Genomic DNA, 20749 nt, shown 5'->3' on the forward strand with positions numbered 1-20749 from the left:
TAAGCTCCCATAAAACTCACGGCAACAGGGAAAAAGGTAGGCTTGGGCCTCGTACTCCGCGATCCCAATTGTGCGCGTGAGGGATGCCTTGACCATGGTCATGGTCAAAATCAAAATCGACAACCGCCTTCCCATCGTCCCCGTACAGACGCATCTGCCCGCTGCCCGCATTCGTGTACCACGTGCCCGGCTCGCCATGGTTTGGAGTCTTGGCGATCTCGAAGGAAACGCCCGCCGGCATATCCGGCTGATAGTCGAACGCCTGCGCATCGCCAAGCGGCGTTGATACCGGCGTAGCAATCGTTCCATCGGGCAACATGTCGCCCGGGCGGGCGAACCAGATCGCGAGGCCATCGTCAGCCGCCAGTCTCGGCAATTTCGGCCGCTGTAGCGAGCGCCCGACACTCTCAACGGGCACCGCGCGCCGGAATAGCTGCGACGGCGTGACGGTCGCATAGTACGGCCGGATTTCCTGTTCGCCAGGAGCGCCGTTCGCGCCCGAAGCTTGCCGCTTTGACACGACTGCGATCACATCGCCGCTTTCGACGGCGGACTGTAGCGCACGGATCAACTGCTCCGGCGCGGGACCGCTCGCGGACCCGCGGCCACGTACGCTTCGCATGAAGCCGGTGAGCTGCGCTAGCTGGCGTGCGTCGCGCGTCAGCTCCCACGAGCGTGCCGAAAGAATGATCTGACGGCCGGCGCGCGCCTCGTCGCTCCTCGTGTTGCCACGATATTCGTGGCGCGTGTAAAGCTTGCAGTTTCGGTTGGCCCCAGCTTTGAAGTCAATCGCCATCGGTCTGCAACCCCATCAACATGCGTCACCCCGCCAGATCGATTTGAAACGGGTATACGTAGCATAAGGCTGGAGACAGCGCGATAGAATCGAAACAATCGATGACACTCTTTAGTTTGCTGGTCGACCACGCGGAACCAATAAAGCATCGCCATGCGCGCGTCGAAGCGCGCTGGAGTCCAGACAGATTGTGGCATGAGCCGGCCCCACCCCAATGGAACAAGACCCCGGCGATTGAGTTTGGAAATGCCTGTTGCAACGAGTCGAACGTATAAACTCAGCGCAACTTCCAGAGGGAGACATCTAATGCAACTTCTTGATCACGTATCGATCGGCGTTCCCGACATCGAGGCAGCCCGCCCTTTCTACGACGCCATCATGTCAGCTCTCGGCACGAGCAAAGTCTTCGACCGTCCCACCGCCTTGGGCTACGGCGAGCGTTGCACGATCGACGACAGCTCATCGACCTATCTGGCCGTGTATCTCGATCCAAATGAAATAACAGAAAACAAACGTCACTGGTGCTTCAAAGCGCCGTCCCGCGAGCATGTCGATGCATTCTTCAAAGCGGGACTCTCGACCGGCGGCAAATCCGACGGCCAGCCCGGCTTGAGGCCCCACTATCACCCCGGCTACTACGCCGCATTTCTGATCGACCCGGCCGGCAATCGCATCGAGGCCGTGTGCCATGCCGCGAAACCCTAAACCCAAACCTCTCCAGGCCTAAGCCGCCACCTCACACCCCGCCTGCTCCAATACGGCCTGCGCCCGGTCATGCAGATCGCCGCCAGCCAACGACGCATCCGACGACCTGACCCACGCGGCGATCCTTAATGTCGCGCCGCCATGCACCGGATAATCCGCGACCGACACCACCGGTGCAAGCGTCGAACCGCTCAGCACACGCGGCTCGTCGGCCACGAGCTTCTGCAGTTGCCCGATCGCCGCATCCACGTCCTTGCGCTGCGCGAGTTCCACGTCGACCTCGATGCGCTGCGTGCCGCCACAACTGTAGTTGATCACCGGATTGCTCCAGATCTGGCTATTCGGCACGAACACGATGTTGCCGTCGCCGCGTTCGATCCGCGTCGTGAAGAGCCCCACCTCGCGGACGATGCCAGCCGCGGCGCCGCTGCCTTCGATCACGTCGCCGACGCGAAACGGTCGCAGCAACAGCAGCATCATGCCGGCCGCGATGTTCTGCAACGTGCCTTGCAGCGCGAGGCCGATCGCGAGGCCAGCCGCGCCGAGCACGGCCAATACGCTCGCGGTCGCGATGCCGACTTCACCGAGCGCCGCGATGAAGGCGAGCACGCGCACGGCCCACGTGCCCATCGCGGCCAGCATCGGCGCCAGGGTCGGGTCCGCGCGCGTGCGCGCGAGCGCCTTCGCGAACATCGCGCCGACGCGGTTCGACAACCACCAGCCGACCACGACGATCAGCACGGCAATCGCGATATGGACGACGTCGTGTGTCAGCGTGACGAGCAGTGACGGCTGAAGATGAAAGAAACGGTAGAGGGAGTCGTTCATCGTCGGCTTGGTCCGCTTGATCGATACCGATGCAGAGCAAGCACGACGCGTTCCTGTCCATCCGTCGCAAGATGCGGTACGTGACTTGCTAACCGGCCGTCGATCTCGACGGCATCAAGAAGATGCGCTCGAGCGTCTCAAAGATTGAGATGGACGATCTGCGCTTCAATGCTGCGCGCCGTGCTCGGCGCGATTCGCGACGTTACACGCCGCGGGGCAGCGCTGCCTCGATGAACACCGCGCACAACGCTTGCATGCCCTTCGCGTCCTCCTCGTCGAAGCGCGCGACGATTGGGCTATCGACATCCCACACGCCGATCAGCGTACCGTCGGGCGCGACGAGCGGCACGACGATTTCCGATTGCGACGCGGAATCGCATGCGATATGACCGGGAAACTCCTGCACGTCGCGCACGACCTGGGTCTGACGGGTTTGCGCGGCCGTACCGCAGACGCCCTTGCCGAGTGCAATGCGCACGCACGCGGGCTTGCCCTGGAACGGGCCGACCACCAGTTCGCGGCCGTCGTGAAAGTAAAAGCCGGCCCAGTTCAGATCGCTCAACGAATGAAAGACGAACGACGAGAAGTTCGCGGCGTTGGCGATCCAGTCCGTTTCGCCGGCCAGCAGCGCGCGCGCCTGCGCAACCAGTTCTTCATATTGCGCGGCTTTCGGCAGATGCGAGGTGGAGGAAACTTGGAACATGACGGTGTCCGTGAGCAGAGCGGGAGGGTAAACGGTGAAGTTTAAAGCAAGCGAAATCCCCGCGCGCGGAAGTCGAACGGGGTGACACACGCCGCGCGTCTATGCTCGCGTCCCTTCCAGTTCTCAATTTGCCCTTTTTAGTTTCTATCTCAATATTATAAATAACTCATTTCGCATTATTTTAACTCAAAATGATTTTTGCGAGTTCTATTTTTGTTATATTACTCACTCCATTCGATCTGCTTTTTTAAGATACTCGATGCCAAACGCAAATTCAGATAAATCCATGAGTGAAGCAGGCTATACCGCCCTTCGTATAAATGAAGGCGTCGTTATGCGCTACTACAACGATGCACCAAAGAATGGCAATTGCACTTGGGGCATCGGCACATTAGCCCACTTCGGTCCGTGTACGGCGGAGGAACTAGCGCGAACGGTTGTTCCCGAAGAGGCAAACACTATTCTGCGAAATCGGGTTCGTGAGGCAGAGGCAGCAGTTAAAACCGTGGTCACGCAGTACGAATTGACTCAGGCACAGTTCGATGCTGCCGTGTCTTTTGCTTATAACTCGTCACGCCAGAACACACGCGACGCGCTAGGTCCCGCAAATACCGGAAACATGACAGCCGTCGCAGAAAAAATGATGCTCAATGTGATGATTACCCCGCGCGATCGCAATGGCCGAAAGATCGGTCCTGCGAAGAGAAGCCGGGGACTAACGAGCCGCCGCCAACGAGAATCCGCGCCCTTCCGGCAGTCCGCACAATGACAGGCCACAAGATTTTTGCATATGTGGCTCTCACACTGGCCGCCTCGGCGAGCGTGTGCGCGGCACAAACACCGCACGCGACGATTAATGATTTCGTCGGCAATTGGATCGTGACCGATGTAGTTGACTACGCCGATATTTCTGGTGGCATCCCCGAAGCAAAAAGGATTCTCGGCATGAGAATGACAATTACGCCGCAATCCATGAGCTTCGACAGTGAAACCTGCCAGCCGAACACAGGTTTTACCGTCAAACGAATCGACACGCTTTCGGCGTTGAAGAATCAGTTCGGGCTTCGCGTGAATGAAACCGGATTGCCCGCTACAACTGTTGTCGTAGATAGCGACAATTGTTTTGCGGTTTTCCGGATGGACGCTCACAGGATTGTGTTTGGGTGGGACGGCATCATCGTTCGCGCGCTACGGGATCAGTGAGAGCTCGCTGAGTACCGTCCCAGAGGCCTAGGCCTGCTACTGATCGACCCCAATAATCACGCTCGACGCCTTGAAAATCGCCGTCGCCGTCTTGCCGCTCGCGAGGCCAAGACGCTCCACGCTGTCGTTCGTGATGATCGCCGCGATCTGTGCGCCACCTGCACTGATCGTCACTTCCGAATTGACCGCGCCCTTCGTGACGGCCGCGACGGTCCCTTCGACGCAGTTGCGCGCCGACACCTGGTGCTTCGCGACATCGACCATCACGATCACCGACGATGCCTTCACGAGCGCAAACGCCTGCTTGCCAGCCGCGAGCCCGAGCGATTTCGCGCTGCCGTGCGTGATGATCGCGACGATCTCGAGACCGTCCGACGTGCGCAGCGTGACTTCGTCGTTGACGGCACCGTGCGTGACGTCAGTGATTTCGCCGCTGAACTGATTGCGGGCGCTGGTTTTCATAGCGTGCTCCCTGTCGATTGAAGCGCGTGGCAACGCGCGGGTAGACGGACAAATCGAGTGTAGCGGATGCCGCGCGCGCCGCCACCAAACATCCAATGCGCCGCGGGTATCGCCGGCACCGTATCATCGTGGCCTTGCACCTCATACGCCGAATCTTTATGCCTGTCGCCGTTCTCTCCGGCCGTGCCTGCCGCACCGCCATGCTATGCGCCGCCGTTACGATGCTCGTCGCGTGCGGCACGCCAACGCCGCCGCATGGCACGCACGCTTTCGTCGATAACGTCACGCTGTTTCCGCTCGCCCATTACGACCAGAACGTCGATCACTGGCTCGATCCGAACAGCCCCGACTACGATCGGCCGTTTCTCAGCGCCGCCGAGCAGCGCGCACACTTCGACGCGCTGTTCGCGCGCTACTTCGGCACGGGCGAGAACGCGCCGTCGCCATGGAATCCCGCCTGGGTGAGCGCACGCGTGTTTCGCGAGCAGGGCGAGGACATTGCCGCACTGCAACAGCGCCGCATCGACAAGTTCGACAACAGCGGCAAGCATCGCAGCGTCATCGGTTACGGCGAAAACTTCCGGCCGCACGACAAAGCGTGGATCGACGCGATCGCGCGCAACATCAACGTCGCGCAATTCACGCAAGCGCCGGTGTATCAGCCCGAGCGGCGCGCGATCGCGACCGGCAACCTGATGGTGCGCGAACTGCCAACCACCGATCCGTCGTTCTACGACCGTCACCTGGCTGGCGAAGGCTATCCGTTCGACAACCTGCAGATTTCGGCGGTGCGGCCGGGTACGCCGCTCTATGTGCTCGGCGGCAGCGTCGACGGTGCATGGCACTACGTGCAGACGCCCGACGTGCAGGGCTGGGTGCGCAGCGACGGCGTGGCGTTCGCCGACGATCGTTTCATCGATCAATGGCGCGCGGCGGCCGGCAAGTCGCTGGGCGCGGTGATCGCCGCGTCGGCGGCGGTCAACGACAGCCGCGACGTATTCCGCTTCAACGCGCCGGCCGGGACGATGCTGCCGCTGCTGACGGGTGGCTCGGCATCGCCAGCCGCGACCAGCACCAACGCAGGGGCGCTCCAGCTACTCGTTCCCGCGCGCGACGTCGACGGCCGCGCGCTGATCCGCACCGCGTCGCTCGACACCACGCAGATCACGCCGATGCCGCTCACCGCGACACCGCGCCATCTCGCGATGCTGTTGAAGGCGCTGATCGGCCGGCCGTACGGCTGGGGGAACAGCGGCCTCTACAACGATTGTTCGTCGGAACTGCAAAGCATCTTCGCGGCGTTCGGCGTGTGGCTGCCACGCCATTCGTCGACGCAGATGAGCGCCGGCCGCATGATCGATCTGTCGGACTCGACGCCCGCCGAGCGGCTCGACTATCTGGCGCGGCATGGCGTGCCGCTGCGCACGCTGATCTACATCGGCGGCCACGTGATGCTGTACCTCGGCAACACGACGCGCAACGGCGCCACGGTCCCGGTCGTCTATCAGGACGTGTGGGGCCTGCGTCCGGCCGACAACAGCCGGCGCGCGGTGATTGGTGGCTCGGTAATCCTGCCGCTCGACGAGCGCATCGCCGAGGACGCGACGCTGCAGTCGCTCGCCGCGACGCGGACGTTCCAGATCAGCATCCTCGGCGCACCGGCCGGCAGCGTGGCGCCGTCGTCCGCGCCGCCTGCGGACGAGGACAATCCGGCGGGGTGAATGACAACGGCGACTTGCCCTCGCCCGGGCCCGAAAATATTTTTCCCGGAGTGTCGATCCAACGGTCACAAACTCGTCGTAACGTTGAAGACCCAGCTCACGCAGCCGGTCTTTCCACTGAGGAACCGTTACTTCAAGGAGTCACCGTCATGTCCAGCGCCGCAGTCAAACCAATCCCGGAAGGGATGCACTCGCTCACGCCGTACCTGATCTGCAAGAACGCCGCCGAAGCGATCGCGTTCTACACGAAAGCCTTCAACGCCGTCGAACAGGTCCGTCTGCCGGGCCCCGACGGCAAGGTGATGCACGCGACCCTGAAAATCGGCGACTCGATGCTGATGCTGACCGACGAATGGCCCGAGCACCAAACCTTCGGCCCGAACACGCTGAAGGGCACGCCGGTCACGATTCACCACTACGTACCGGACGTCGACGCAAGTTTCAAACAGGCGGTCGACGCAGGTGCGACCGTCACGATGCCCGTCACCGATATGTTCTGGGGCGACCGCTATGGCCAGGTCAAAGACCCGTTCGGCCACAGCTGGTCGCTCGCGACGCACAAGCGCGACCTTAGCGCCGAGGAAATCCAGAAGGCGATGGCCGCGATGGATTGTTCGTCCCAAGAGAAGAAGTGAGCTGAAGGTGGGCGTCGGGCGAACGCACGCCCGGCCCCACCGACACCCGTCCCGAAGGAGCAACGCCATGCAGAAAATCGCGCCGTGCCTGTGGTTCGACGGCAATGCGGAAGAAGCCGCGGAGTTCTACACGTCGGTGTTTCCGGCTTCGCGCATCGCCACTACGCTGCACTCCACGGACGCCGGCCCCGGACCGGCGGGCGAGGTCGTCGCCGTCACCTTCGAAATCGAAGGCCAGGAGTTCATGGTACTGAACGGTGGCCCGCAATATAAATTCACGCCGGCCATCTCGCTGATGGTTCACTGCGACTCGCAGGAAGAAGTCGACCGCTACTGGTCGAAGCTGCTCGACGGCGGCGAGCCGGTGGCCTGCGGGTGGCTGCGGGACCGCTTCGGCGTATCGTGGCAGATCACGCCGAACGTGCTGCTGCAGATGTTGCGCGATCCGGATCGCGCGAAGGCAAGTCGCGTGATGGCGCAGATGATGAAGATGGTCAAGCTCGATATCGCGCCGCTGGAACAGGCGTATCGCGGCGAGTAGGACCGGGCAGCGAGCGCCCGCCTTCCCTCGCTTGCGCGATCTTTTGATAGGATCGGACTCGACCCCAACACGGCGAGACAACCACGGTGCGCGTCAACCATCAGGCTTTCTTCTGCTCGTTGTTCATCGCGCGTCTCGCCGAGCAGATCCTGCTCTTTCTGGTGCCGCTCGTCGTCTATCAAACGACGCGCCAGGTTTCATGGTCGGGCCTCGCGTTCTTCATCGAGACGCTGCCGCGCTACCTCGTGTTCCCGTTCTTCGGCGCACTCTGCGACCGCTTCCCGCCGCTGCGTCTGATGCGGCTGAGCCAGGCAGTGCGAGCCCTCGCGTGCTTCGGTGGTATCGCCGCGTATGCGCTGTTCGGCGGCATCGGCTGGCTGATCGCGCTGTCGGCCGCGTGCGGCGTGCTGACGAGCCAGGGGCTCGTCGCGCGGGAGGTGATGCTGCCGCAGATCTTCAGCACGCAGCAGATCCAGAAAGTGCTCGCTTATTCGCAACTGGCCGACCAGCTCGGCTTCGTGCTCGGGCCGATGCTCGCCGCGCTGCTGCTTGGTGTGTGGCGTTGGGAATGGGTGGTCGCCGCGACCGGCGTGCTGTTTCTGTGCGCCGACGCGGCGCTGTTGGTCTGGCAGCGACTGAGCGGTTTTCGCGCGCGCTCGCCCGGGTCCGCTCAATCGCTAGCGCGCGCCGCTCGCTGGAGCACGCCGCTGCGCATCGCGCTCAAGCACGTGTGGACGCTGCCAGGCCTGAAAAAGGTCATCATGCTCGCGGCCGCGGAGAACCTCGTCATCGGTGTCACGCTCGCGACATCGGCGGCGATGGTGACGGGCTTGCATGCGCAATCCAATCGCTACTACGCAGCTTTGCAAACGGCCGGCGCCGTCGCCACGGTGCTGGTGCTGCTGACGGTGGCGCGCGCCGGCTGGCCCGCGCGCGTGCTCGGTCTCGTCGCGTTCGTGACGATCTGCGCGGGCGGCGTGATCGCGGGCGCGAGCGCGTCGCCGTGGGGCTATGCGCTCGGCTTTCTGCTGATCGTCGGCTTCGACAAGATGTTCAACGTGTACATCCGCAGCGCGCGTTTGCAGATCATTCCGCCCGAGGACTACGGCAAGACGATCGGCGTCGCGATTTTGCTGAACAATCTGACGCAGCCGCTCGCCGGCCTGCTGGTCGGCGTGTTCTCCGCTCGTACGCAAACGGGCCCACTGATCGTCGCGCTGTCGCTGACGATGGGCGGCATCGGCGCCGCGGTATCGATCGGCTCGGCGCTGCTGCGCCGCAAGCGCGCGTGGGCGCTCGAAGACTGACCGCGCTTCGACGCACGACGACACGCGCAAAGTTACCCACAGTTTTTGTTGGCAAATCTGTGCATAACTTCCCGGGAAAAGCCGCAAGCCTTTGATACGGCTGTCGTTTTTTCGTCTGCATCGAAGGTGCGGCAGCGCACGGAGTTTTACCGGGGTTCATGCTCGAACGGAAGTCATGATGCATGACAGGTTGCAACGCAACCGGGAACTCGCCCGCGCGCAGGACGGCGATGATCCGCGTGGCCCAGCGGATAGTCTCAGCCGGCTTCACACACCCGTCAGCCAAACCCGGCACACTGTAATTCATGACGAAAAGGCTACGTTCGCGTGCTGCGCAAATAGGCGTATTTCACGGCTAAGCATTCATGAAAAAGTAAAGCCACATGCAGCGCAGTTTTTTTGTATCGGTGACAATGTGTCTGCCTGATCTGAGATTACCGGGTGTGCGTGCGTAACCCCGATGTGAACTCAGGTTCACATTCAACCTGAAATAGGCAATTCAATAGGCATGAATTGTTAAATGTGATTTGCAAAATTCAATTGATAAATCACATCTGTCAATTGCGTTCAGAATGCAGCACATTTAATCAAAATGCTTCGCGAGTCGAATACTGAAAGATCGGCCAATCATGAATTGCGGCGCGAAGCCGGCACCGCGCTACGCGAAGACGCGGGGGTTGTCGGCGTGTCGGCGGGACGGCGACGCGCGCTGAAGGCACTGACGTGGCTCGCCATCGCCGCGCCCGCGGGCTGGCTCGCGAGCCGCCCGCCGTGGCGCACATGGACCGCCGACTTCCGCACCGCGACCGGCGAACTGCACGACATACTGCTCGCGGATGGCTCCCAGATCACGCTGGGCAGCGCGAGCGCGATCGACGTCGCGTTCGAAGCGAACGTTCGCCGCGTTGATCTGCTTGAAGGGGAAATCATGGTGCGGCCCGTGAGCGATGTCCGCGGCACCGCTGGCACCCGAACGACTCATGCGCCTTTACTCGTGCAAACGGCCGAAGGCGTCGTCGAAGCGCGTGGCGCGCAGTTCAGTGTGCAGCAACGGGATGGTTTCACGCGCGTGGCTGCGTTTCGCGGCGACGCGTTGGCGACGCCGGCAGCCACCGCGGCGCTGATGCTGACGCAGGACCAATGGTGCAGGTTCACGCGCGACGGCATCGCGGCGCCGCTCACGCTCGACCCACGCGAGGCGATGTGGACGCGTGGCCTGCTCTACGCGAACGACATGCGTATCGCGGAGCTCGTCGATGAACTCGCGCGCTATCACGCCGGCGTGTTGCGCTGTGCCGCCGACGTCGCCGATCTGCGCGTGTCGGGCATCTTTCAGCTCACCGATAGCGACGCCACGCTCGCGCTGCTGCAGCGGATCTACCCGATCCGTCTGCGCTCGATCACGCCTTACTGGACCCTCGTCGAAGCGCTCGACAGCACGAGAATCTGACGCTCAAGCCGCCACGGCCTGCGGCAACGCGAACCCTTGCTCGCCCTGCTCGCCGCCGATTGCATCGATCAGATCGCGCAGCATGCGGTCGAGTTCGGCCGTCATCAGCGCGACGTCGGAATCGAAGCGTTCGTCGTCGTTCTGCGCGGTCGGATCGCTCGCTTCCTTGAGCACGTCGAGCGGCGCGATGCGCTTGATCGTCAGCGACGGCGTCAGCACGAACGACACGCGATCGTTCCACGTCATCGCCAGCCGCATGCATTGCTTACCTGCCTCGATGTGGCGGCGCATGTCTTCGGCGTCCAGCGCATGTCCGACATAGCGGACCGTCGCGTTGCCCTCGGCGGGCGAACGCAGCTCGGTGTCCTGATCGAGCGTGAAACCCGCCGGCGCGTCGCCGTCGAGCAGCCAGCCGGTCATGGCCGCGACCGGCGACTGCGCGACGCGCACCGTCATCAGCGGCAACTGGTCGATCGACTTGACGAGCAGACCGCGCACATCGTCGGCGAGCGCCTGCGACGCCGCGTCGATCACGAGCCAGCCATTCGTGCAATCGATCCACACGCGCGTATCGCGGCGGATGCTGAATGCGCGCGGGCGCAACTCGTCGGTGACCTGCTCCTTCAGGTCGCGCATCTGCTTGCGGCCCGGCTTGAAGCCCTGCTGCTCCTCGAGCTCGGCCGCGCGCTCGCGCGTGATCTGGGTGACCACCGACGCGGGCAGCAGCTTCTTCTCGGCACGGAAGGTCAGCAGCATCTGACCGTTCATTGCGTAGACGAGCGAGTCGCCGTCGCGCGGCGGCGCCCACCCTTGGGCCTGCATCTCGACGCTCTGGCCGGGCGCGAACGCGTACGGCGCGAGCCACTTCTGCATCTGTTCAGGGGTGACGGACCACGGAGCGGGCAGACGGTGCAGCTGAAGGTTTTTGAACCACATGAGCGAAGTCGGATTTAGGCAAAGCGCAGCATTTTATCCGACCAAAACCAGACGGGGCGTTCTGGCCGACGCGATCGTGAATACTGCCGATTTTCAGAAATAAAGCAAAAAATCTTCCGACTACAGGCCCGCGCATCCGCGCGTTTTGGCGGCAAATCACCTAGACTTTTGGACAGGACAGACTAGACGGAGGCGGTCATGGCCGACCAAACCGCAAGTTGGCAAACGGTGCAATACGAGGGCTTCGAGATACACGTGTCACCTGTTCCGAAAGACCCGCCGGACCCGGCGCATGCCGCCGACGCGGCGGCCACGCAAAAGAGTCGCTACACGTATCTAGGCTACGTCTGTCATCCGGGCGCCAATCCCCAGCTTCCCGGCCATGCGGTGCCGTTTCACGCGGATGGCGAGGAGAGCTTCGCGAGTGTCGACGACGCGCTCTACGAAGCGGTGCACGTGGGACGCAGCATCGTCGACGGCACGCATCCGGACCTGACGGTGCTGCCGCTCGTGACGGGCGGCGTTTGACACCCGAGGCGACACCCGCAGTGACACCCGCAGCGAGTCGAGCCGCCGTTTTCGGTTCGGCGCCCGTCAGCCCAACGCACGCTTGATGCGCGACTTCAGCAGCGCCCGGCGCAGCCGGCCGGTGCGCTCCGGCTCGCTGACCGCGAGCGCACCGTCGATGGCGGTGCCGCGGCGCAGGTAATAGCGGTCGAACGTCGCCTGCGTCATCCCCCACTTGTTGAGAAACTGGCGACGGCCGTCGTTCTTCACGATCTTGCCGGTGCTCTTCTGCTGGAAGTGATAGACGAGACTGTCGCCGACGCCGACGAACACGCGGCAGCCCGCGTCCCACAGCTTCATCGAGAAATCGTTGTCGCTGCTCATGCCGGGGCTCAGCTCGCTGCTGTAGCCGCCCACCTTGAACCACCAGTCGCGGTGCACGAGCGTCGGCGGCCACGTCGCACCGCGCCAGTCGGCACGCACGAGACTGGGCGCGGCAGCGACCAGCTCGTCGGCGCGAAACACCTGGGCATCGCGGCCGAAGTCGCGCACGACCACGCACGGATTGCCCGAATCGACCGGCTCGATCATCGTGCCCGACAACATGAACAGCCTGTCGGCCGGCATCTGCGCGAGACGCTTGACGAGCGCTTCATCCCATCCCGGGCAGCAGTACATGTCGTCGTTCATGTAGACGATGTAGTCCTGCGTCGCGCGCGCCGCCGCGATATTGACCGCGTGGCAGATGCCGATATTGCCGGGCGACGCCGTATGCTCGATGCCCTCGTCGCGCACCCACGCGAGCGTGCCGTCCGAACCGTCGTTGACGTGCACGATGATCTGGTGCGGATACGTCGAATGACGGCGCAGGCTTTTGATCACGAGGCGCAGATAAGGCAGGTTGTTCCAGGTCGGGATGATGATTGAGAACATCGAGTCGGTCCGTTGTGCTGGGCGCGGGGCGCGGCATGCGCCGCGCGCCGGCCATGAATGTCGCGCGATTGTACCGCCCCCCGCCTGCGCGCACGACAGGCGCCGCCTGCCGCCGCCACGCCGAATACCGCGGGCCGGCGGTACCTTACCGCGTGCGGCAGCAAGCATTCCGCAAGGTAGGGCATGGTTATAATCCGGATCGCTCTGCCGTCTTGAAAACCTCAAATGGTCCGGCGTCCCCTGCAATTTCACCACCGGAACGGTAGTGTGCTCATCGATAACGTAGACCTATGATTTTTGCTTCCAGTCTGGTCTGGCTCACGTCGGCCCTGCTGTTTCTCGCGCCCGCGGTCAATCTGATGTGGCGCGGCGGCACCGGCTACTGCTTTTTCGTACTCGTCGCGCTCGCGCTCGGCGCGGCCATCGTCAACCGGCGCATGCCGGGCTATTTCTCCGCGTTGCGCACCTATCGCTGGTTCACGATCGGCATGCTCGCGTTCGTCGTCGGGATCGGCGCGCAGCAGCTGGCGCTCGGCTACTGGCTGCCACGCGAACTCGACTCGGTCGCGCGCTTCGTGTTCGCGCTACTGGTGTTCCTGCTGCTGCGCCAATTGCCGTCGCGCAATCTGCGCATGATCGGCTGGGGCTGTGCGGCAGGCGCGCTCGCGGTCGGCGCATGGGCGATCATCAATCAGCCGCCCGGCGGCTGGACCGATGCGAACCGTCTGAACAACTCGTACACGAACGCGATACCGTTCGGCGATACCGCGCTGCTGCTCGCGTTCCTGTCGGTATTCACGCTCGGCTGGGACAATCCGCGCGACTGGCGCGTGCTCGTGCCGCGCGTGCTCGCGCTGGTGTCGGGCGGCTATGCGTCGTTTCTGTCGGGCTCGCGCGGCGGCTGGCTCGCGGTGCCGGTGTTCGTCGTGCTGCTCGGCATGCAGTACCACTGGTTCACGCGGAAAAAGCGCCTGCTGGTCGCGACGCTCGTGATCGTTATCGGCGCGGGGGGGCTGTTGTCGACCGAACGGGTCCAGAAGCGCTTCGCCGAAGTGCCGAACGATGTATCGATGATGCACAAGGGTGAAGACTTCACGGCCACCGGTCTGCGCCTGCAACTGTGGGACGCATCGCGGATGATCGTCGAACGGCATCCGCTGTGGGGCGTCGGCAAGGGCCATCTGGTCAACGAACTCGGCGCGATGGCCAAGCGCGGCGAGGTGAAGGCCGAGATCGTCAACGAACGCGCGCATAGCGACTTCTTCTCGACACTGGCCGAGATGGGCGCGGTCGGCGTGATCTGCCTGCTGCTGTTCTACTACGGCATGACGGTGTATTTCTGGCGACACCGGCATGCGAGCGACCCGGCGATTCGCGCCGCGTCGTATTCCGGTCTGGCGGTCGCGTCGAGCACGGTGATCTTCGGGCTCACGATCGACGTGCTGGTGCCGGTCATGGTGACGGTACTGCTCGCGCTGCTGGTAGCGACACTGCTGGCGATGATCGATGCCCGCAAGCGCGAGCTGCGCAGCGAAGCGCCGGCCGCGCCGACGCCAGCCGCGCTCGTGCGCGAGACGCAGCCGCGCGATTGATTCCGATTCGACGAGAAGCGGCTGCCCGAGCGCGGAGCGCCGCCCTCATCCTCGCGTGAACACCTCGTAAAGCGCCGCGACGTGCGCGTCGACGCTCGGGTCGTACACGAGGCTGTCGCGCGGTGCCGCGATGCGCGCTGCGCCGCTCTTCACGCGTTCGACCGCCTGCCCGATCGCGCGCTCGAAACTGCCCTCGGACTGCCGCGAAAACTCGATCTTCGCGGCGCCGGTCACGGTCTCCGCCGAGCCGACGTTGTCGGCGATCACGAGCGGCGTGCCGCACATCACCGACTCGACACCGACGAGCCCGAACGGCTCGTACGCCGACGCGACGACCGTGAAATCGGCGGCCGCGAACAGCTTTTCGATCTCTTTGCTGTAACCCGCGTAACGAATTGTGTCGCCAGTTTTGGGCACCGGCCGGCCCGCGACGACGAGACAGACCGGCAGCGTCGTGCCCGAGAAAAACGCTTCGAGCAACGGATAGCCCTTGCGCTCGTGACTCGTCGACGAGAACACGAACATCACGCGATCGTCGGGCACGCCGAGCTGGCGGCGCACGGCCGCGCGCGCGGCGGCGTCGAGCGGCTTGAAGCGGGCGGTGTCTACGGGCGGATAGAGCACGTCGATGCGCGCTGCCGGCACGTGATAGAAACGCTGCAACTCGCGGCTCATCAATTGCGAATGCGCGACGATCGCGCGCGCCCGCGTGTAGACGCGCCGCTCGAGCTCGATTTGCCATTCGTCGCTGCGGCGCGCGGTGCGGCCCGCGGCTTCGAGCGAACCCGGATGCGTTCCGCCGCACAATGCGACGTCGGCATGCGTCGAGTGATTGATCGAGAACACGCACGCCGGACGATGCCGCTTCAAACGCTGCTTCAGACGCCAGTCGAACGCGAGGTTGCGCAGCTTGCGCGGCGCCCAGCGCACGTTGAGCGGTTGGGCATCGATCCACGCGGCCTCGGCAAGCGCCTCGTCGATCTCGCGCGCGAACAGCGTCGGGCGCAGACCGAGCCGATGCAGGCCGGCGATCACGTCGCGCGTGTAGCGCTCGGCGCCGCCGCTGTTCTTCAGCGCCTGGGCGGTCAGCGCGATGTCGGTGAGGGGCCGCTGGTTCGGGTCGAGGGTCGGCTCTGACAAGGATCGGTCTCGGTGAGGCGCACGCGCGGACGAGTCCTTGGGTGCGCAGTTTCGGGGCAGCGGCAATTGTAAAGGATGGATTTCGCCGGGTTCAGCTCGCGGTGCTCGGGTTTGCCGTGCGCGTCGCGCGGCGCGGCCGTCAGCGGCTAGAATCTAGGCCAATCGCTTTCTCCCCGACTCCATGACCGATAGCCTGGCGCACCTCGCACCCCCTGCAACCGCCGACACCGCCCGCCCCCTCGTCTCGATGCTCGTGATCGCCTACAACCAGGCAGAGCAGATCGGCGACGCCGTGCGCAGCGCGCTCGCGCAAACCTACGAGCCGCTCGAAATCATCGTCTCCGACGACGCGTCCCGTGACGCGACCTACGCCGCGATCGAAGCGGCACTCGCCGGCTACAGCGGGCCGCATCGCGTGATCGCGCGGCGCAATATGGTGAACCAGGGCATCAGCGCGCACCTGTCGCAACTCGCGCAGTTGGCGCAGGGCGAGTTGCTGTTCGTCGCAGCCGGCGACGACATGTCGGCGCCCGAGCGCTGCGAGCGCGTCGTCGACTGCTGGCTCGCGCATGGGCGCCGCCCCGACCTGATCGCGACCGATCTCGCCGACATGGACGAAACGGGTCACGTGCACGAGCGCGTGAGCCCGACCGAGCTCGACCGCTATCGCAGCTTCGACGACTGGCTCGTCGAGCGTCCGTGGCTGATCGGCGCCGCGCATACGTGGTCGCGACGCCTGATCGAGCGCTTCGGGCCGATGCTGCCGGGCGCCGCGGCCGAGGATCAGATCATGGTGCTGCGCGCGATCCTGTCGGGCGGCGCGATCAGTCTGCGCGAGCCGCTGGTGCGCTACCGGCGCGGCGGACTCTCACGCAAGCGTCGCTACCAGTCGGTCGACGAGCTGATCGCGCGGATGCGGCAGAGCAATCGCTACGGACTCGCGGAACTTGCGCAGCTGCAGCGCGACGCGCAGATCGCCGGCGTCGGCGAACGCATGCGCGCGGCGATGGCGCCGAAGCTCGCGCGCGAGCAGTTCATCCACGCGATGTTCGAAGCGCGCAGCCTGGGCGAACGCATCGGCCTCGTGACGCGCAGCGCCGGCGTGAAGCTCGGGCTGCGGATTCGGATGTTTCTGTATGCGAGTTGCCCGGTGGTCTATGCACCGGGCATCTGGCTCAAGCGGCTCGTGCGGGGCGGAAAGGCCTGAAGACGACGGTAAGGTCTGACCGCGCTTTGCGACTCGACGCGACCGCGGCTCACGAAACTCCGCGCGACGCGCCCCGCCGCTGCCGCAAGCGTCGCGCGAGACTCGGCCTTCGCACTTCGACGCCGAAGCTCAGCACACTCGCGCGCAAGCGCCGCAGCATCTTCACCGAGCGCACGAAGGTCTCGCCGGTGTGACTGATCATCACGAACTCGAACGCGCCGCGCCAGCTCGCGACACCACGCGAAAACGCGTTGATGTCGTGACGCGCATCGACGGGCAGCTCGGCGCCGAAGCGGCGCGTGAACACCCGCACCTGATCCGCGATGGCTTCGATCTGCCGCCGCCGGCTCGCGCCGCGCCGCCGTGCCGCCTCGGCACCGCATTCGTCGCGCGCCGCGCCGCGCTCGTTGGTCGCGCTCGCGCCGACCGCGTTGCCGTCATGCTGCCGATACTTCAGATGCGGCGCCGCGACGTGGCGAATCTCGCCGAACGACGCAACCACCATCGCGAGCCACCAGTCGTGCATCACGATGCCGGGCGGGAACGGCAGTGCGCGATCGAGCGCCGCGCGGTTGACGAGCATCGCGCAGCCGGGCACATGGTTGCTCAGCAGAAAATCGCGCAAGCGCGTCGCGCAGCGCGACTTCGCGGTGATATCGAACAGCGAGCGCGACAGACGGCACAGCGTCGAGTCGACGAGCTCGATGTCGCAGAACGCGAGCGCGGGCGTGGCGGCGCCGTCGCCCGCGCTTTCCGCGCGCCGCACTTCCCGCATCAGATCGGCGACTTTCTCGGGCGCCCAGACGTCGTCCTGGTCGGCAAGCGCGATGTAGTCGCCGCGGCAGCCGGCGAGCGCCCGCTCGAAATTGCCGACGATGCCCGCCCGCGTGCCATCACCGACGAGCCGCACCGGCACGCGTCCCGTATACGACGCGAGCAGTTCGCGGGTGCCGTCGCAGGATGCGTCGTCGGATACCACGACTTCGAGATGCGGCCAGCTCTGCGCTTCGAGCGAAGCCAGCAGCTCGGGCAGATAAGTGCGGCCGTTGTACGTCGCGAGCGCGATGGAGACGAGCGGCTTGCTCGGATCGTCGTCAAACATAGGCAGTCGATTTCCGCCAGGCGGGCCGTGATTGCCCGCCAGCATGCGATGAGCGCCGAAAAAGCGCAATAAATTGAGACTTAAACACAACACCGGCCCAGACAATGGGCCGGGTAGGAGAATCAGCGGCTGGGGGCCGCAATGTGCCGGATCAAACCGGGCTTTGCTGGAACTGGATGCGATGCAGATGCGCGTACAAGCCGTCGTGCTCGAGCAGCTCGCGATGGCTGCCACGCTCGACGATCCGCCCCGCTTCCATCACGAGGATGCGGTCGGCGCGCTCGATGGTCGACAGCCGGTGCGCGATCACGAGCGTCGTGCGGCCCTTCATCAGCGTTTCGAGCGCCGCCTGCACGTGGCGCTCGGACTCGGAATCGAGCGCCGACGTCGCTTCGTCGAGAATCAGGATCGGCGCGTCCTTGTAGATCGCGCGCGCGATCGCGAGACGCTGGCGCTGGCCGCCCGACAGCATCATGCCGTTGTCGCCGACGAGCGTCTCGATGCCCTGCGGCATCGCCTGCACGGTGTCCCACAGGTTCGCCGCACGCAACGCCGCCTTGACCTTCTCCGCATCGACCTCCTGACCGTACGCGACGTTGTGCGCGATGGTGTCGTTGAACAGCACGACGTCCTGGCTCACCATCGCGATCTGGCTGCGCAGCGCGTGCAGGTCGTACTCGGGCAGCGCGACGCCGTCGACCAGGATCGCGCCGCCGGTCGGATCGAAGAAGCGCGGCAGCAGGTTCACGAGTGTGGTCTTGCCGCTGCCCGACGGACCTGCAAGCGCGACCATCTCGCCCGGGGCGACCTTGAACGACACCTGGTCGAGCGTGTGACGGTTGTGCGTGGAGCTGGCGCCGTAGGTGAACGACACGTCGCGGAACTCGACCTCGCCGCGCGCGCGGGCGAGCGGTTTGCCGCCGCCCTTCGGCTCGGCCGGCTCGTCGATCAGACCGAAGATCAGCTCGGCCGCGGTCATACCTCGCTGCAACGGCTGGTTCACGTCCATCAGATGCTTGAGCGGCGAGATGATCAGCAGCATCGACGTGACGAACGCGACGAAGCCGCCGACCGTCGTTTGATCCGATGACGACTGCACCACCGCGATCGTGATCACGACCGCGAGCGCGATCGACGCGAGGAACTGCGTCAACGGCTGCGCGAGGCCGCCGGATACCGTCATGCGCATCGCGTAGCCGCGCAGGCGCCGGCTCATCGAGTTGAAGCGGTCCATCTCGTACTGCTCGCCGTTATGCACCTTGACGACCTTGTAGCCGCCCACCGTCTCCTCGACGATGTACGACAGCTCGTTGGTGAGCAGCTGATGCTCGCGGTTCAGGCGCCGCAGCCGGCGATTGATCTTGCCGACCAGCCAGCCGATGCCCGGCAGCAGCACCGCGACGATCAACGTCAGGCGCCAGTTCAGATAGAACAGATAGCCAAGCAGGAAGATCACCGTCAGCGAGTCGCGCACGAGCGTGACCATCACGCTCAGCAGCACGTTCAGAATCTGGTTGACCTCGAAGACGATCGCGTTGATGACCGTGCTCGCGGTTTCGCGCTGGAAGAACGCGACGCTCGTGTGGATCATGCGGTCGAACATCTTCAGACGCAGCTCGAGCAGGATCTTGTTCGACACGTACGCGAGCAGATAGCCGGACGCATACTGCGACACGCCGCGAATCAGCGCGAGGCCGATCACCGCGATCGGCACGAGCCACTTGGTCTTGTCGACCGCGTGCGAGCCGAAGCCCTTGTCGAGCAGTGGCTTGAGCAGCGCGGGAATGGCGGCGTCGGTGCCGGCGCTCACTGCCATCGCGACAATCGCGCCGAGCACGACCCACAGCAGCGGCTTGATGAATGGCCACAGGCGCCGCAGGACGACGGCCGGCGACGACGCATCGCCTGAACCCATGGGTTTGCTTAACGTTGGCTTCGCGCTCAAGGAATCCTCTGGAAATGCGGAACGGCGAGCACGCGGCGCAGGGTTGGATGGCCGCGTGGAATATCAAAAAAGAGCATTGTAATCGGTTGCAGATGACGGCCGGCGCTCGGCGCGCGACGGCATGCGCGCAACATCTGGGGGATACGCGCTGTGGTGTCGGACCGGATGGGCTGTGTATACTCGCTGCTCGATTGCCGGGTCGCGGGGCCCGCTCCATCACTTCTCCTCCACGCAACTCAGGTATGCAGGAAACCACTCTTGGCGTTGCCATCATCACCCGTAACGCGGCGGCGCGGCTCGCCGAATGCCTGCAGGCCGTGGCCTTCGCCGATCAGATCGTCGTGATCGACGGCGGCAGCACCGACGGCACCGCCGACATCGCCCGCGCGCACGGCGCGCGTGTCATCGAGCAAACGGACTGGCCGGGCTTCGGCCCGCAAAAGAACCGTGCGGTCGATGCACTGACCACCAGCTGGGTACTGTCGCTCGACGCCGACGAAATCGTCACGCCGGAACTTGCCGCATCGATTCGCGCGGCGCTCGCCGCGCCCGCCGCCGACGTCTACGCGGTCGACCGTCTGTCGAGCTTCTGCGGCCAATGGGTCCATCACAGCGGCTGGTACCCGGACTGGATTCCGCGCCTTTTCAAACGCGGCACCGCGCGTTTCTCCGACGATCTCGTGCACGAGCGCCTCGTGTTCGACACGCCCGCGCAACGCCTGACCGGCAAGCTGATGCACTACTCGTACTAGGACTACGAGGGCGTGCTGCGCAAGCTCGACGCGTATTCGACGGCCGGCGCGCGGCAGCGCTACGAGGCCGGGCAGAAGGGCAGCATTCGCCTCGCGCTCGGGCGCGGCCTGTGGGCGTTCGTGCGGACTTATCTGCTGCGGCGCGGCTTTCTGGACGGCCGCGCCGGGCTGATGATCGCGCTGTTCAATGCGGAGACGGTGTACTACCGGTTTCTGAAGCTGGCGCGGCTGGAAAAAACGGGCGGGCGATAAGCTGAGCTCAGATTAGCCGATACACGCGGCAC

20 protein-coding genes and 1 pseudogene are annotated in these 20749 nt (G+C 64.4%); 12 read left to right on the forward strand and 9 right to left on the reverse strand.

Going from position 1 to position 20749, the window contains the following annotated elements:
- Positions 1-16: 16 nt before the first annotated feature.
- Positions 17-532: a hypothetical protein gene (locus AB4Y34_RS17575; RefSeq protein ID WP_368716723.1), complete on the reverse strand. Its 516-nt coding sequence runs from the start codon at positions 530-532 to the stop codon at positions 17-19.
- A 570-nt stretch (positions 533-1102) separates the two neighbouring features.
- On the opposite strand from AB4Y34_RS17575, the gene AB4Y34_RS17580 reads away from it, so the two are divergent.
- Entirely contained in the window at positions 1103-1501 is a 399-nt protein-coding gene (locus tag AB4Y34_RS17580; protein ID WP_368716724.1) for a VOC family protein, read from the forward strand.
- A gap of 18 nt (positions 1502-1519) precedes the next feature.
- Here the strand turns inward: AB4Y34_RS17580 and AB4Y34_RS17585 are convergent, their stop codons facing one another.
- On the reverse strand, positions 1520-2329 hold the full coding sequence (locus AB4Y34_RS17585) for a mechanosensitive ion channel family protein (protein ID WP_368716725.1): 810 nt from the start codon (positions 2327-2329) through the stop codon (positions 1520-1522).
- A 202-nt stretch (positions 2330-2531) separates the two neighbouring features.
- Positions 2532-3032 carry a GAF domain-containing protein gene (locus AB4Y34_RS17590; RefSeq protein WP_368716726.1) on the reverse strand — a complete coding sequence of 167 codons (501 nt, stop codon included), beginning with the start codon at positions 3030-3032 and terminating at the stop codon, positions 2532-2534.
- Positions 3033-3318: 286 nt separating this feature from the next.
- Between AB4Y34_RS17590 and AB4Y34_RS17595 the strand changes: the two genes are divergently transcribed.
- Together AB4Y34_RS17595 and AB4Y34_RS17600 are read left to right on the forward strand one after the other, a co-directional pair.
- The gene (locus AB4Y34_RS17595; protein WP_368613775.1) at positions 3319-3801 is read left to right on the forward strand and encodes a lysozyme; all 483 of its coding nucleotides are present in this window, start codon (positions 3319-3321) and stop codon (positions 3799-3801) included.
- Entirely contained in the window at positions 3798-4235 is a 438-nt protein-coding gene (locus AB4Y34_RS17600; protein WP_368716727.1) for a hypothetical protein, read from the forward strand. The genes AB4Y34_RS17595 and AB4Y34_RS17600 overlap by 4 nt, the downstream gene beginning before the upstream one ends.
- A 36-nt stretch (positions 4236-4271) precedes the next feature.
- Here AB4Y34_RS17600 and AB4Y34_RS17605 read toward each other — a convergent pair whose 3' ends face one another.
- The gene (locus AB4Y34_RS17605; protein WP_368598241.1) at positions 4272-4697 is read right to left on the reverse strand and encodes a molybdopterin-binding protein; all 426 of its coding nucleotides are present in this window, start codon (positions 4695-4697) and stop codon (positions 4272-4274) included.
- 158 nt (positions 4698-4855) lie between these two features.
- Between AB4Y34_RS17605 and AB4Y34_RS17610 the strand changes: the two genes are divergently transcribed.
- The 5 genes from AB4Y34_RS17610 (at position 4856) to AB4Y34_RS17630 (ending at position 10351) form a co-directional block, all read left to right on the forward strand.
- Complete coding sequence (locus AB4Y34_RS17610) at positions 4856-6418, forward strand: SH3 domain-containing protein (RefSeq protein ID WP_368716728.1); 1563 nt, start codon at positions 4856-4858, stop codon at positions 6416-6418.
- A gap of 149 nt (positions 6419-6567) precedes the next feature.
- Positions 6568-7053, forward strand: a complete 486-nt coding sequence (locus tag AB4Y34_RS17615) for a VOC family protein (RefSeq protein ID WP_368716729.1) — start codon at positions 6568-6570, stop codon at positions 7051-7053.
- A 67-nt stretch (positions 7054-7120) separates the two neighbouring features.
- The gene (locus AB4Y34_RS17620; RefSeq protein WP_176109171.1) at positions 7121-7594 is read left to right on the forward strand and encodes a VOC family protein; all 474 of its coding nucleotides are present in this window, start codon (positions 7121-7123) and stop codon (positions 7592-7594) included.
- An 86-nt stretch (positions 7595-7680) separates the two neighbouring features.
- The gene (locus AB4Y34_RS17625; RefSeq protein WP_368716730.1) at positions 7681-8901 is read left to right on the forward strand and encodes an MFS transporter; all 1221 of its coding nucleotides are present in this window, start codon (positions 7681-7683) and stop codon (positions 8899-8901) included.
- Positions 8902-9493: 592 nt separating this feature from the next.
- Complete coding sequence (locus AB4Y34_RS17630) at positions 9494-10351, forward strand: FecR family protein (RefSeq protein ID WP_368716731.1); 858 nt, start codon at positions 9494-9496, stop codon at positions 10349-10351.
- A gap of 3 nt (positions 10352-10354) precedes the next feature.
- On the opposite strand, the gene AB4Y34_RS17635 is transcribed toward AB4Y34_RS17630, so the two are convergent.
- Positions 10355-11287, reverse strand: coding sequence for a recombination-associated protein RdgC (locus AB4Y34_RS17635; RefSeq protein ID WP_368716732.1), 933 nt, complete (start codon positions 11285-11287; stop codon positions 10355-10357).
- Positions 11288-11485: 198 nt separating this feature from the next.
- Here AB4Y34_RS17635 and AB4Y34_RS17640 point away from each other — a divergent pair, with 198 nt between their 5' ends.
- Positions 11486-11815, forward strand: coding sequence for a hypothetical protein (locus AB4Y34_RS17640; protein WP_176380789.1), 330 nt, complete (start codon positions 11486-11488; stop codon positions 11813-11815).
- A gap of 66 nt (positions 11816-11881) precedes the next feature.
- Here AB4Y34_RS17640 and AB4Y34_RS17645 read toward each other — a convergent pair whose 3' ends face one another.
- Entirely contained in the window at positions 11882-12727 is an 846-nt protein-coding gene (locus AB4Y34_RS17645; RefSeq protein WP_176109175.1) for a glycosyltransferase family 2 protein, read from the reverse strand.
- A gap of 290 nt (positions 12728-13017) precedes the next feature.
- Between AB4Y34_RS17645 and AB4Y34_RS17650 the strand changes: the two genes are divergently transcribed.
- Positions 13018-14319 (forward strand): O-antigen ligase family protein, encoded by a 1302-nt coding sequence (locus AB4Y34_RS17650; RefSeq protein ID WP_368716733.1) that lies wholly within the window; start codon positions 13018-13020, stop codon positions 14317-14319.
- A 45-nt stretch (positions 14320-14364) separates the two neighbouring features.
- On the opposite strand, the gene AB4Y34_RS17655 is transcribed toward AB4Y34_RS17650, so the two are convergent.
- Complete coding sequence (locus AB4Y34_RS17655; RefSeq protein WP_368716734.1) at positions 14365-15459, reverse strand: glycosyltransferase family 4 protein; 1095 nt, start codon at positions 15457-15459, stop codon at positions 14365-14367.
- Positions 15460-15640: 181 nt separating this feature from the next.
- Here AB4Y34_RS17655 and AB4Y34_RS17660 point away from each other — a divergent pair, with 181 nt between their 5' ends.
- Positions 15641-16666 carry a glycosyltransferase family 2 protein gene (locus AB4Y34_RS17660; RefSeq protein WP_176380785.1) on the forward strand — a complete coding sequence of 342 codons (1026 nt, stop codon included), beginning with the start codon at positions 15641-15643 and terminating at the stop codon, positions 16664-16666.
- 49 nt (positions 16667-16715) lie between these two features.
- Here AB4Y34_RS17660 and AB4Y34_RS17665 read toward each other — a convergent pair whose 3' ends face one another.
- A complete protein-coding gene (locus AB4Y34_RS17665) occupies positions 16716-17768 on the reverse strand; it encodes a glycosyltransferase family 2 protein (protein ID WP_368716735.1) in 1053 nt (350 codons plus the stop codon).
- Between the two features lie 151 nt (positions 17769-17919).
- Positions 17920-19713: a lipid A export permease/ATP-binding protein MsbA gene (gene msbA, locus AB4Y34_RS17670; protein ID WP_176380783.1), complete on the reverse strand. Its 1794-nt coding sequence runs from the start codon at positions 19711-19713 to the stop codon at positions 17920-17922.
- Between the two features lie 242 nt (positions 19714-19955).
- Here msbA and AB4Y34_RS17675 point away from each other — a divergent pair.
- Positions 19956-20717: pseudogene (locus tag AB4Y34_RS17675) on the forward strand (glycosyltransferase family 2 protein).
- Positions 20718-20749: the final 32 nt, after the last annotated feature.

The sequence above is a fragment of the Paraburkholderia sp. BR10954 genome, from assembly GCF_040965775.1.
GTDB classification, from domain to species: domain Bacteria; phylum Pseudomonadota; class Gammaproteobacteria; order Burkholderiales; family Burkholderiaceae; genus Paraburkholderia; species Paraburkholderia youngii.

What these genes read in the sequence shown, in the direction of transcription:
- AB4Y34_RS17580 (WP_368716724.1), top strand. Translation starts at nt 1,103, where the DNA reads ATGCAACTTCTTGATCACGTATCGATCGGCGTTCCCGACATCGAGGCA.
- AB4Y34_RS17585 (WP_368716725.1), bottom strand. Translation starts at nt 2,329, where the DNA reads ATGAACGACTCCCTCTACCGTTTCTTTCATCTTCAGCCGTCACTGCTC.
- AB4Y34_RS17590 (WP_368716726.1), bottom strand. Translation starts at nt 3,032, where the DNA reads ATGTTCCAAGTTTCCTCCACCTCGCATCTGCCGAAAGCCGCGCAATAT.
- AB4Y34_RS17595 (WP_368613775.1), top strand. Translation starts at nt 3,319, where the DNA reads ATGAGTGAAGCAGGCTATACCGCCCTTCGTATAAATGAAGGCGTCGTT.
- AB4Y34_RS17600 (WP_368716727.1), top strand. Translation starts at nt 3,798, where the DNA reads ATGACAGGCCACAAGATTTTTGCATATGTGGCTCTCACACTGGCCGCC.
- AB4Y34_RS17605 (WP_368598241.1), bottom strand. Translation starts at nt 4,697, where the DNA reads ATGAAAACCAGCGCCCGCAATCAGTTCAGCGGCGAAATCACTGACGTC.
- AB4Y34_RS17610 (WP_368716728.1), top strand. Translation starts at nt 4,856, where the DNA reads ATGCCTGTCGCCGTTCTCTCCGGCCGTGCCTGCCGCACCGCCATGCTA.
- AB4Y34_RS17615 (WP_368716729.1), top strand. Translation starts at nt 6,568, where the DNA reads ATGTCCAGCGCCGCAGTCAAACCAATCCCGGAAGGGATGCACTCGCTC.
- AB4Y34_RS17620 (WP_176109171.1), top strand. Translation starts at nt 7,121, where the DNA reads ATGCAGAAAATCGCGCCGTGCCTGTGGTTCGACGGCAATGCGGAAGAA.
- AB4Y34_RS17630 (WP_368716731.1), top strand. Translation starts at nt 9,494, where the DNA reads ATGCTTCGCGAGTCGAATACTGAAAGATCGGCCAATCATGAATTGCGG.
- AB4Y34_RS17635 (WP_368716732.1), bottom strand. Translation starts at nt 11,287, where the DNA reads ATGTGGTTCAAAAACCTTCAGCTGCACCGTCTGCCCGCTCCGTGGTCC.
- AB4Y34_RS17640 (WP_176380789.1), top strand. Translation starts at nt 11,486, where the DNA reads ATGGCCGACCAAACCGCAAGTTGGCAAACGGTGCAATACGAGGGCTTC.
- AB4Y34_RS17645 (WP_176109175.1), bottom strand. Translation starts at nt 12,727, where the DNA reads ATGTTCTCAATCATCATCCCGACCTGGAACAACCTGCCTTATCTGCGC.
- AB4Y34_RS17650 (WP_368716733.1), top strand. Translation starts at nt 13,018, where the DNA reads ATGATTTTTGCTTCCAGTCTGGTCTGGCTCACGTCGGCCCTGCTGTTT.
- AB4Y34_RS17660 (WP_176380785.1), top strand. Translation starts at nt 15,641, where the DNA reads ATGACCGATAGCCTGGCGCACCTCGCACCCCCTGCAACCGCCGACACC.
- AB4Y34_RS17665 (WP_368716735.1), bottom strand. Translation starts at nt 17,768, where the DNA reads ATGTTTGACGACGATCCGAGCAAGCCGCTCGTCTCCATCGCGCTCGCG.